The sequence below is a fragment of the Shewanella sp. Isolate7 genome (assembly GCF_022398425.1).
GTDB lineage: Bacteria > Pseudomonadota > Gammaproteobacteria > Enterobacterales > Shewanellaceae > Shewanella.
Genome location: NZ_JAKEVJ010000101.1, coordinates 19392 through 31111 on the forward strand (window position 1 = coordinate 19392; position 11720 = coordinate 31111).

At 54.2% G+C, this 11720-nt stretch carries 7 protein-coding genes and 3 pseudogenes; 7 read left to right on the plus strand and 3 right to left on the minus strand.

Translation table 11 applies throughout. The features are described 5' to 3' along the window. Nucleotides 1–42: 42 nt before the first annotated feature. Entirely contained in the window at nucleotides 43–1380 is a 1338-nt protein-coding gene (locus L1D47_RS18675) for an MFS transporter (protein WP_239886359.1), read from the minus strand. 269 nt (nucleotides 1381–1649) lie between these two features. Between L1D47_RS18675 and L1D47_RS18680 the strand changes: the two genes are divergently transcribed. The 6 genes and pseudogenes from L1D47_RS18680 to L1D47_RS18705 all read left to right on the plus strand — a co-directional run. Next, on the plus strand, nucleotides 1650–2909 hold the full coding sequence (locus tag L1D47_RS18680) for an extracellular solute-binding protein (RefSeq protein ID WP_239886360.1): 1260 nt from the start codon (nucleotides 1650–1652) through the stop codon (nucleotides 2907–2909). Beyond that, nucleotides 2909–5272: an ATP-binding protein gene (locus L1D47_RS18685; RefSeq protein ID WP_239886361.1), complete on the plus strand. Its 2364-nt coding sequence runs from the start codon at nucleotides 2909–2911 to the stop codon at nucleotides 5270–5272. Before L1D47_RS18680 ends, L1D47_RS18685 begins: the two co-directional genes overlap by 1 nt. After that, a complete protein-coding gene (locus tag L1D47_RS18690) occupies nucleotides 5256–6545 on the plus strand; it encodes a sigma-54 dependent transcriptional regulator (RefSeq protein ID WP_239886362.1) in 1290 nt (429 codons plus the stop codon). The genes L1D47_RS18685 and L1D47_RS18690 overlap by 17 nt, the downstream gene beginning before the upstream one ends. A 65-nt stretch (nucleotides 6546–6610) precedes the next feature. Beyond that, nucleotides 6611–6805: pseudogene (locus L1D47_RS18695) on the plus strand (ATP-binding protein); the annotation flags it as partial. A gap of 59 nt (nucleotides 6806–6864) precedes the next feature. After that, nucleotides 6865–7202: pseudogene (locus L1D47_RS18700) on the plus strand (transposase); the annotation flags it as partial. A 169-nt stretch (nucleotides 7203–7371) separates the two neighbouring features. Next, nucleotides 7372–8166, plus strand: a pseudogene (locus L1D47_RS18705) (IS3 family transposase); the annotation flags it as partial. A 104-nt stretch (nucleotides 8167–8270) separates the two neighbouring features. Here the strand turns inward: L1D47_RS18705 and ycfP are convergent. After that, nucleotides 8271–8813, minus strand: a complete 543-nt coding sequence (ycfP, locus tag L1D47_RS18710) for an alpha/beta hydrolase YcfP (RefSeq protein ID WP_239850275.1) — start codon at nucleotides 8811–8813, stop codon at nucleotides 8271–8273. Nucleotides 8814–8888: 75 nt separating this feature from the next. Continuing rightward, nucleotides 8889–9902 carry a beta-N-acetylhexosaminidase gene (gene nagZ, locus L1D47_RS18715; RefSeq protein ID WP_239886363.1) on the minus strand — a complete coding sequence of 338 codons (1014 nt, stop codon included), beginning with the start codon at nucleotides 9900–9902 and terminating at the stop codon, nucleotides 8889–8891. Between the two features lie 358 nt (nucleotides 9903–10260). Between nagZ and L1D47_RS18720 the strand changes: the two genes are divergently transcribed. Next, nucleotides 10261–11637 carry an L-serine ammonia-lyase gene (locus L1D47_RS18720; protein WP_239886364.1) on the plus strand — a complete coding sequence of 459 codons (1377 nt, stop codon included), beginning with the start codon at nucleotides 10261–10263 and terminating at the stop codon, nucleotides 11635–11637. Nucleotides 11638–11720: the final 83 nt, after the last annotated feature.

Below are 11720 nucleotides of genomic sequence, written 5' to 3' on the forward strand. Positions count from 1 at the left end.
CGATTGGTTTGCTTGGGCCACCCGCAGGTGGCCCAGCCCTTATCAGTAATCCACTACCTTCTTGGCATTCCACACACTCATGGCGAGGAACATGGACACCACGGCGGCGGCCAGCCAGAAGTACTGGGCGGTTGAAAAGTCGTACTGCTTCACCCCATCGATTTCGGTAATGGTGATAAGCGAGGCAGACACAATTTCCTGGCCAGAAGCGGCGATGTAGGAGCACAGGCCAATAAAGCCTTTCACCGCCCCCACAGCCGTTTTGGGCATAAGGTCACAGGCGGTAAGACCAGCCAGAAACACCACCAAACCACCGATGGCATAACCAATCAGACCCAGGGCAACGGCATCCATCACCCGGCTCTGTGGACCCCAGAACATCAGACACATACCAGCAATGTTGGCCAGACCGTATAGCAGGGTTGGGATATGGCGGTTGGCCTTAAACAGCTTGTCAGAGATGATCCCCGCCAAAACAGCCCCGGCGAAACCGGCGATGGGGTAAGCCGACATGGCAAAGCCCGCATCAATCAGGCTGTAGCCCTTGGACTCCTGTAGGTACAGTACCGCCCAGGAGCTCATGGCATAGCGGGAGATATACATGGACGCACAGGCAAGGGCGATGAGCCACACGGTAGGCTGCTTAAGGATAAACAGCTGGGCGCGTCGGATTTCCTTGGGATCGACCTTCTTCTTGATTTCAGCGTCTTCGCCATAGGCTACGGCTGGCTCTGGCAGACCATAGGTTTGCGGTCTGTCTTTAAGCACAAAGAACATGGCGATGGCGGCGGCAAAGGTAGCAATACCGGCACCCACAAAGCCTGCTCTCCAGCCGAAGAAGCTCACTATGGTGGCGGTCAGGATCCAGGTGATACCTTCACCTATGTTGCGCGAGCCGCCCCAGATGGAGTACACAGAGCCACGCTGCTTCGGCGAGAACCACTGGAAAATCGACACGCACGAAGGCGCACTGCCCACCGACTGAAACCAACCGTTCATCGCCCACAACAGGATGAAGAAGAAGGTGGCGGTGTTCATGCCCATCAGCAAACAGGTGATGGCCGACAGCCCCAGCGACACCGACATAAAGCGGCCGATGTTGGCGTAGTCCGACAGGAAGCCGTTGGAGAACTTACCCACGGCATAGGTTAAGAAGAATGCCGAGCCTATGATCCCCAGCTCATCCAGGGTCACAATGCCGGCATCCAGCATAGGTTTTTTAGCGACGTTCAAACTCAAGCGGACGACGTAGAACATGGCATAACCAAACACCAGTCCCAAGAACACCTGCCATTGATATTTCTTATAAATTGAGCGGATTTTTTCCGGTGTCCCTTCAATCAGGGACTTATCCGGCCGCGTTTTGAAAAAGTCCAGCATCTGCCTTCCTCCGACGTTTAAGTTGCTCGTTCGCCGGGATCCTGCTCCCGACTTGTCCGCATCTTTTCAGGCACAATTGCCGGAGACAAAAGCCGTAAAGTGGGTTAGATTTAACTCAAAAGGCAGAATTTCCGGTTCAAAATTGGAATGGCTACACTCACCGATAAACACTTATTGTTGGAAAATAGGTTAACCCTGGGTCAGTTCTGACTCACTCAGGTGTAAAAAACGTTAAAAATTGATTAAAAATTGATTAAAAAATTTGAGCCATGACACAAAAAAAACTGCTCGCCCTACTACTGATGCTCTGCCTTGGCTGGCCAATTACCAGCCAGGCAAAAGACAATTGCCTGGTGATCCTCACCTCTTTCTCCGAGCTGCCCTTTAAAGGACTGGTCGATAAATTCTCGGCCTGGGATCAATGCGAAGTGCGGGTGATTTACCGCCGCACCCTGCCCGCCATCCGGCTGCTGACCGACGGCAACCAGCCCAAGGTGGATTTGGTGGTGTCGTCCTCGCCGACGCTGTTTCAAACCCTGCTGCAGCAAAAACTGCTGGCACCGCTTGGCAAGCTGTCCAATGTCCCCAGTTGGCTTGCGCCCCACAGCCTGCCAGCCAGCGACTATGTGTTGCCGGTGGCTTACTCCGGCATTGGGCTGATGTTCAATCGTGACTACCTGGATAAACACAAGCTGCCACAGCCCCGCAGCTGGCAGGACCTGGCCCAGCCCGGCTTTAACGGCCATGTGATGATGAGTTCGCCCAGCTATTCGGGCACCACCCATATGATGGTGGAAAACATATTACAATCAGAAGGGTGGGATAAAGGCTGGGCACTGCTGATGCGCATTGGAGGCAATCTTGCCTCGCTGTCGGCCCGCAGTTTCGGGGTCAGCGATGCCATCAGCCGTGGCCTGGTGGGCGCAGGCCCTGTGATAGACAATTACGCCAGTGCCGCCCAGCGCCATTTCGAGTATGTGGGCTTTAGCTATCTGCCCGATACCGTCATTCTTCCCACCTACTGCGGCCTCACTGCCAAGGAGGCCCACGCCGATAAAGCCAGGCAATTTCTGAACTTTTTGCTGTCTGCCGAGGGGCAGGCCATTCTCACCGAACCCGAATTCGGCAAAACGCCCTTAAACGATGACAAGCTGGCCCACAGCACCGACTTTGTTATCGAAAAACAACAGCTTTTTTTACGCAACAATGTGATTAAAGCGCTGTTTGAGCAGGCGATTTCTCAGCAGCTACCTAAACTTCGTTATACTTGGCTAGCCATCATCAAGGCCCTGGGCGCCATGAAAAACACGCCGAAAAACCATCAGATACTGTCCCAGGCTGTTGCCCTTGCCAGTCGGGTGCCGATCAGCGAAGCCGAGGCCATGTCCCCCGATCTGCAAGCGGTGTTTGCCTACTATGAACAGCAACCCTCGACGCAGATGGAGCGCACCATGCAGGACTGGCGCATGCAGGTCGCCCTGCAATTGGAGCAGGCCATGGCACTGGTTCGTACCCTGGAGTACCTCTGATGTCCAAGTCCCAATCGCCCCTTGGCAGGCGACTCTTTATTGCCTTTTCGGCCATGTTGGGGCTGACATTGCTGGTCGGCCTGACTAGCCTCGGGGTGTGGACACAGCTCAGCGCCCAGGTCAGCAGCATCATCAGTGAAAGCGTACCCACCATCAATGCCACCTACAAACTGGAGCGCGCCAGTAACCGGCTGTTGCAACTGTTGGGACAACTGCCCGGCGCCGAGGATGAAATCACCCTGCTAACCCTCGAGCGGCAGATTACCGAGGCCATGAGCGAGCTTGAAAATGCTTACCTTGTGAACCAGCACAGCGACGATGAGCTGGCACGGCAACAGGCCCGCTTTGCCGAGCTTGAAGCCTTGATCCAAAACCAGAATCAGCTGCTGCGCCACCAACTGACCCTGGCGCAGCAGCTGGCATCGCAGCAAAAGCAGCTGGCAAGGCTGCATCAGGACCTGACCGATGAAATGACACCGCTGCTGCAGGAAGTGGCCTGGCACTTAAGCGCCCAGCTTGATAACCGCACTTCGGCCAACACCATCAATTCGGTGCTGCAGGAGTTTTCGGTACTGCAAAATATCGCATTGAAAGAAAACGAAATTCATAAGCTCAGCACCGAGATTATCAACCAGCGTCATCAAAGGGAGCTGGAACACGCCTTCTCATTTATTGGCTTTCAAATCGATGAGTTAAGGCTGCTCACCACCCAGCTTGCGGCCTACCCATCGACTGTGAGCCATCGCCAGATATTGCAGGAACTGGTGGAGTTGGTGAAACCCGCAGGCGCCTTGCATCAACTGTTCGGTGAAGATGTGGAAAACCAGCGCCAAATCAAAGCACTGCAACCGAAAATCAACGAGCTTATCCAACCCTACCATGCGCAGGTGGTCACTGCCGTGGCCCAAGCCAACACCAATCTTGAGTCTCTGGTGCTGGCCACCAACCGCCAGGTGAATCAGGGCAAAGTCTGGCTGCTGCTGATCCTCACCGGAGCGCTGATTTTAAGCACCTTCGTACTGACCGGACTGATTTCCAGGCGTCTGATTGGCCGCTTGAACCTGCTCAGCGAAGATTTGGCCAAGGTATGCAACAACGACCTGTCGAGCCCCTTGAGCGTGCGCGGCAGCGACGAGATTGGCCGCCTTGGCGGGCAGTTACTGCAGTTTCGCGCCCAGCGGCAATTGATGGAAAAAACCAACGCCCTCAACCTGATTAACAACACCCAGGCCTGCCTTATCACCTGCCTGATGGATGGCACCATTGAATCGGTCAACCCCATCGCCCGCGAACTGCTGCCCCTGGGCAATGAGCCCGAGCAGTCACTGCTGTGGCAGGCATTTCCCCCTGCGGCAGCGCAGGAACTGGCAAGCCAGTTTGCCCCCGGCAGCACCCTGCAACGACTCGGCCAGAGCCACTGTTTGCTGGAGCTTGGCAGCGACAAACAACAGGCCTTCTGGCACTTCGACTTTCGCCGCTATGAGCAGGCGGGGGAGCTTAAAACCATTATCACCATCACCGATATGACCCGCCAGGAGCTGACGGCCCGCGAGCTGTCGGAGCGGGTTGCCGAGCGCACCCGGGATCTGAAAGACAAAAATCAGCAGCTTGAACAGGAAGTTGAGCGCCGCACCCAAGCCCAGAATGACCTGCTGCGGGCTCAGGACGAACTCATTCAGGCAGCCAAAATGGCGGTGCTGGGCCAGGCGATGACCAGCATGGCCCACGAGCTGAATCAGCCGCTGTCGGCGATTTCTACCTTCCTTTACACCAGCCGTATGGCCGCCGAGCAGGGCGACATGACGCTGCTGACCGATAATCTTGAGCGCATCAGTCAGCTCAGCCAGCGGATGCACCGCATTGTGGGCGCGCTGAAAGAGTTTGCCCGCAAAACACCGGCTATCAGGGGCCGGGAAGCCCTGTCCCTTGGCGCCGTGGCCGATAGCGCCTTGCTGCTGCTTGCGCCGCGAATAAAGCGCGATAACGTGCAGGTAGAAAGCCGCCTTGACGCTAACCTGAGCGTGATTGGCGATCCGGTGGAAATAGAGCAGGTGCTGATTAACCTGCTGGTCAATGCCCTCGATGCCATCGCGAGCTGCGAGCACAGGCACATCTTTATCGAACAGCTGCCGCAGCCCGGCAGTAGCCTGATTGCCATTCGCGACACTGGCCCAGGCTTTCCCGAGGCTGTACTGCAAAAACTGTTCTTGCCTTTTGTCACCACCAAAGAAGTGGGGCTGGGGCTGGGGCTGTCGATTTGCCGAACCCTGATGGAGCGCCAGGAAGGCGATATCCGCCTTGCCTGCACCATGGAAGGCAACACCCTGATGCTGCTGGAGTTCCCCCATGCCATATCTGCTTAAACCCAAGCCGAATCTGCTGCTTATCGACGATGATGAGGACGTGCTGGATGCCTGTCGGCAGCTGTTTTATTTGTCTGGCTATCAGGTGCGGGCAACAAGCTCGCCGCAAAAGGCGCTGGAGGTACTGAGCCGCGACTGGGACGGTGTGGTAGTGAGCGACATCTACATGCCCGCTATGCACGGTCTGGATTTGCTGACAGCCGTGCACAGCATCGACCCGCAGATCCCGGTCATCATGATAACGGGGCACGCCGATATTCCACTGGCGGTAAAGGCTGTAAAGCAAGGCGCCGCCGACTTTATTGAAAAGCCCCTCGACTCACCAACCTTTCTTGCGCTGGTAAAAAAGGCCGCCATGCAGCGCCATCAACTGATTGACCAGCGACAAACGATTCAGGACTCTCTCGCAGATCAACTGCTTGGCAGCAGTGCACAAATCAACGACCTCAGAGAGCAGCTCGGTCAATTGGCCTTAACCGACCGCGACGTGATGCTGGAAGGCCCCCGCGGCGTCGGTCGCAACACCCTGGCGGCACTGCTGCACAAGCTTGGCCCCAGAGCCGAAGGACCACAGCAACAGCTCGAATGCGCTCTGGTGGAAAGCCCGGAGAAACTGCAACAGGCGGTGGATGCCAGCCGTGGCGGCACCCTAATTTTACGGGAGCTTGAGCATCTGCCCACCGACAGCCAACGTTGGCTGGCAAGCTTTCTGCTGGATCAGGAACGCCGTGGCAACAAGGATGTGCGCACCATTGCCATTCTGGAAAGCCAGCCCGAAGCCCTGGTACAGCAGCAAACCCTCACCCCCGAGTGCTTTTATTATTTCTCCCAGGTCAGGCTGCGGCTGCCAGCCCTGTGCGAACGTCCAAGCGATATAGTGCCGCTGTTTATGGCCTTCCTGAAAGAGAGCTGCCGCCGACTGTCGCGCAAGGTGCCTGCGGTGGAAAATCGCTATTTGGACAACCTCAAACAGCACAGCTGGCCCGGTAACGTGCGGGAGCTTCGCAACGTGGCCGAGCTTTACGCGGTGGGCATAGTCAAACTGGCCAATGTGCAGCGGATTGCGGCGGTGCCCTTGGTTAAAGGCCCGCTGGATGAATTGGTGGACGACTATGAAAAGCGTCTGATTGAGGATGCGCTGTTTTTGTTCTCGGGCCGGGTGTCGGAGGCGGCGGATCATCTCAATGTGCCCCGCAAAAAGCTCTACCTGCGGATGAAAAAATACGGCCTCGACAAGGAGTGTTTTAAGCCGGTGAAGCCGGGCAAGGGCTGAGCCCTCACTGGCCAGAGGGCGAAACCCGTGTTATATCAGGGGAAACTGCAGTACAAGGACAGCCCATGACTCAATTTGCCCTCGATGATATTCAGCATCTGCATGAGTCGGTGCAGGTAGAGTTTAAGCTGGCGGCGGGCCGGGATGGTCAGGACCAGCTACCGGAAGACATGTGGGAGAGTTACAGCGCCTTTGCCAATACCCTTGGCGGCGAGATTATTCTGGGTGTGCGTGAATCGGCCGGCCAGTTCAGTATTGATCTGATCCAATACTTTTGGACATCTCGCTAAGTGAGTAAACTCGCTTATTGAGGCGAAATATGTCAACAAAGAAACCCCGCAAGATCCACACGCAAGAATTTAAAACAGAAGCGCTGACGCTTGCTCTGAAAATTGGTGTAGCCGCAGCAGCGCGTGAGCTTAATCTTTACGAGTCACAACTCTACAGTTGGCGCTCTAGTGCTGAGAAGAAATCAAACACCACGTCAAGAGAAGCGGAACTTGCTGCCGAGGTTGCAAGACTTAAACGCCAACTCGCTGAACAAGCCGAAGATTTAGCGATTTTAAAAAAGGAGGCCACCTACTTCGCGAAGAACCAAAAGTAGCCAGATTTGAGTTCATCCTTGAGCATCAGCACCGTTTTTCTCTCAAGCGGATGGTTGATGTGCTCAAGGTATCGCGTAGTGGGTATTACACCTGGCGCCAGAATGGCATGACACTGAGTCCAAGAGCGATTAAGCGTGCGGCTCGTGATGTGCTGATTAAAGCGTCCTTTGACGATTCCAAGAAGCGCAATGGCGCAAGACGAATTCAGCAAGATTTANGGCCACCTACTTCGCGAAGAACCAAAAGTAGCCAGATTTGAGTTCATCCTTGAGCATCAGCACCGTTTTTCTCTCAAGCGGATGGTTGATGTGCTCAAGGTATCGCGTAGTGGGTATTACACCTGGCGCCAGAATGGCATGACACTGAGTCCAAGAGCGATTAAGCGTGCGGCTCGTGATGTGCTGATTAAAGCGTCCTTTGACGATTCCAAGAAGCGCAATGGCGCAAGACGAATTCAGCAAGATTTAGCGGATAATAACTATAAGGCGGACATCAAAACCATTATGGACAGCATGTCACGACAGCGTTTAGTGCCAAAGGCGGCGAAGAAATTTAAGGTMACTACCGACAGTAACCATAAGCATCCAGTCGCGCCTAATTTGCTAGAGCAGAACTTTACTGCAAATGCGCCGAACCTGAAGTGGGCTGGCGACATCACCTATTTGTACACCAACGAAGGATGGCTCTATCTGGCTGTAATTATTGACCTTTACTCTCGCACCGTGGTGGGTTGGTCGATGGCAAGTAGGATGACATCGGAGCTTGTTTGTGACGCTTTGAGGATGGCGTTATTCCGCCGAGGTTTTCCTACCGGCGTGATTGTCCATAGCGACCGAGGCAGCCAATACTGCGCAAATAATTACCGTGCTTTGCTTCAAGACGAGCCGCTCATGACGCGTGATCAAATGAGACAAGCGGTATTTGAGTATATTGAGGTTGATTATAATCGGACCAGACGGCATAGTGCTCTTGGGTATTTAAGTCCAGAGAACTTTGAATTAAAAAATAGTGCTTAGCAAAGTGTCCACTATTACTGGATCAGATCAGCCTGCCTCTGAGTTGTCAGTAAGGTTTGCCCATAAAAAAGGAGCCTACTGGCTCCTTTTTGGATTAAACATTGTTACTGCCGCTCTTTAAAGGCCTTTATCTCGCCAAGGTGCGCCGCCAACGATGGAAACTTGTGACGCTGCTCCTCATCCCAAACGATGGGATAGAAAGGCGCTAAGGTACTAGCCACCGCTTGGTTATCATGCACCTCATCCTGGCGGGACAAGATACACATGCCACGGCCCTTATGTTTCTCCCTAAACTGACTGACACATTTGTTGGCGATATCGGCATACTCCTCGGGCCTGTCTATCTTGCCGAGCATATTGTCTTCCGGATGCAGGTTGGGATTAATCATCACGGTTTTGAGCCCATTGAGAAAACCGATGCGCTCGGCCCAATAGCCACCGAGACCGACGCCTATCGCCAGGGGCGCGGGATCATCACTCTGGTTCAGCTGACGACTCACCTCGTTCAATAGATACTGCATATCATATTTGGGGTGGAGCGTGCTGTAGCTCACCAGACGCACGTCAGGATCGACAAACTGCAGCTGGCGCATTTTTTCATGATTACCCGGACTGGTGGCGTCAAAACCGTGGAAATAGAGGATCATCCTGTTACCTGCTAACTGTAAGTGAATATTAACTTTAGCTAACTCATCATTGCCTGTTGTTGCGCTACATCAAATTTAGCCCATACAGATCTGCTCTGCTATGCTTCTTGCCGCCAGATAACGAGATTCATCCTCTAACGCCTTGGCGACCTGGGGCCTATTAGCCAGTAGTTTACGCGCCGGCACCTGTGGCCCCTGCTCTGGCCACTCGAACGAGGTTAACAGTTCGCTGACTCCCTGGCTGTCGTTACACAGCAATATCATGTCACAACCAGCCTCTATGGCCGCCTTTGCCCGCTCGGGATAGCCGCCCACCACGCCGGCGCCCTTCATACCAAGGTCATCTGAGAAGATCACCCCATCGAATTTCAACTCTTCGCGCAGCACCCGCTTGAGCCAATAGGATGAGAAGCCCGCCGGATTAGCATCCACCTTAGGGTAGACCACGTGAGCCGGCATCACCCCCTGCAGTCGCTTAGCCCCCATGAGGTGTTGAAATGGCACCATATCCAGGGCGCGGATCTCGGCTTCGCTACGCTCATCGACCGGCCTGGCGATGTGAGAATCTGCCGCCACGCTGCCATGGCCGGGGAAGTGTTTGCCCACCGCCGCCATCCCGGCGTCCTGCATCCCTTGAATGAAGGCGTCGGCCAAGGCGATCACCTCATCAGGCTTATCGCTAAAGGCCCGGGTGCCTATCACCTGACTGATGCCGTTCAGATCCAGCACAGGCGCAAAACTTAAATCGATATCACAACTCAGTAGCTCGACGGCCATGAGGAAGCCAAGCTCGGTCGCCCACTGCTTGGCCAATGGAAGATCTTGCTTGGCCGCTGGCAATATGTCGCCCATCGCGGGGAGCTTACTAAAGCCGTCGATAAATCTTTGTACCCGACCTCCCTCATGGTCTACTGCGATAAGCAGTTCGGGTCTTAGGGCACGCACGGAGGCCACCAAGGCGCAGAGCTGGTCACGATCTTGGTAGTTGCGGGAAAACAATATCAGCCCACCGACCATGGGATGCATCAACTGCGCTTGCTCCTGCGCATTCATCTCGGTGGATAACAAATCCATCATTAAATAACTCACAATTCCCCCTAGAAAAACTGTTAAATCAGTTTAATTGACGCTAACGCTAAACAAACACTCATAAAGGCAAAGTCACCTAAGCTTTTGTATACAATTGATAAAACCACAAATCATCGAGCCGCTCTCCTCAAGCCTCCACGGTTAGCAATAGTATGCCTAATGCGAAACTTTTTCTTGAAAAAAACTAATGCGAAAGCTGCGACTAAAGTATGGGATACTTAACAATTGACGATCTTAATGTGCTCGCAAGATTAGCACAACGGGGCCACATTAACGCCCCCTCAGGCATGAATAAATAAATTGGCCTAAAATCACTGAGATTGCATAACGAAAATAATGATTACAACAGGGTTTTATAATGATTAGCGTTTTTGACATGTTTAAAATTGGTATCGGGCCCTCAAGCTCCCATACCGTTGGCCCGATGAAAGCGGGTAATGTCTTCATTCAAGATTTAGAAAAACATGGTCATCTAGCAGACACAGATGAGCTGAGATCAGAGCTGTTTGGCTCACTCGGCCAAACCGGTAAGGGCCACGGCACTGGCAAGGCGGTGATCTTAGGCCTGATGGGCGAAGCCCCTGAAACCGTGGATACCGACAAAATCGACGCCACCCTGGCGCAGGTACACGACACACAAACCTTAACCATGCCCAACAACAAGGTAGTGCGCTTCAGCCGTGAAGATGGCATCACCTACCACAGACGCAAGAGTCTACCGGCCCACGCCAACGCCATGACCCTTTACGCCTATGCCAAGGGAAACTGCATCTACCAGCGCACCTACTACTCTGTTGGTGGTGGCTTCATCTTAGATGAGGACGAGATCCAGGCGCAGGATGCCTCGCCAGCCTCCCCTATCGAAGCGGCGCCCTATGACTTTAATAGCGCGGCCGAGCTGCTGGACATGTGCGTCGAGAACGGCCTGAGTATCTCTGCGCTGATGATGGAGAACGAGCTGTCTATCGCCAGCGAGAAGGACATCAGAGAGCGCCTGTGGACCATCTGGCAGACCATGAAGACCTGTGTCGAGCGAGGCTATCAAAAGGAGGGCATACTCCCTGGCGGCCTGAAACTCAGACGCCGTGCACCGGCCCTATATCGACGCCTTAAGGCCGAGAGCAAGACAGTGGTTGATCCGCTGACCGCCATGGATTGGGTCGATCTGTTTGCCCTGGCGGTTAACGAACAAAACGCCGCCGGCGATCGCGTGGTGACGGCACCGACCAACGGCGCCGCGGGCATCATTCCGGCCGTGCTCTGCTATTACGATACCTTCGTTCAAAAGGTGGATCTGGATATCTGTTGCCAATACCTGCTGACCGCAGCCGCCATTGGCATTCTCTATAAGAAGAACGCCTCAATCTCGGGTGCCGAAGTGGGTTGCCAGGGCGAAGTGGGCGTGGCTTGCTCCATGGCCGCCGCCGCACTCACTGAGATCATGGGTGGGACGGTAGAGCATGTGGAAAACGCCGCCGAGATCGGCATGGAGCACAACCTGGGCCTCACCTGCGACCCTGTTGGCGGCTTGGTTCAGGTGCCTTGCATCGAGCGTAATGCCATGGGCGCGGTAAAGGCAATCAACGCCTCACGCCTGGCGATGCGCGGCGACGGCAATCACAAGGTCTCCCTGGATAAGGTGATCAAGACCATGATGGATACCGGCAAAGATATGCGCAGCAAGTACAAGGAAACCGCTAAGGGCGGCCTGGCCGTTAACATCGTCGAATGTTAATCGGCAAGGTATGATACCAATCGTAATAAATAATTGATCATTCTAGCTTGTTAAAACGCTCGATAACTGTATTAGTATTTTTA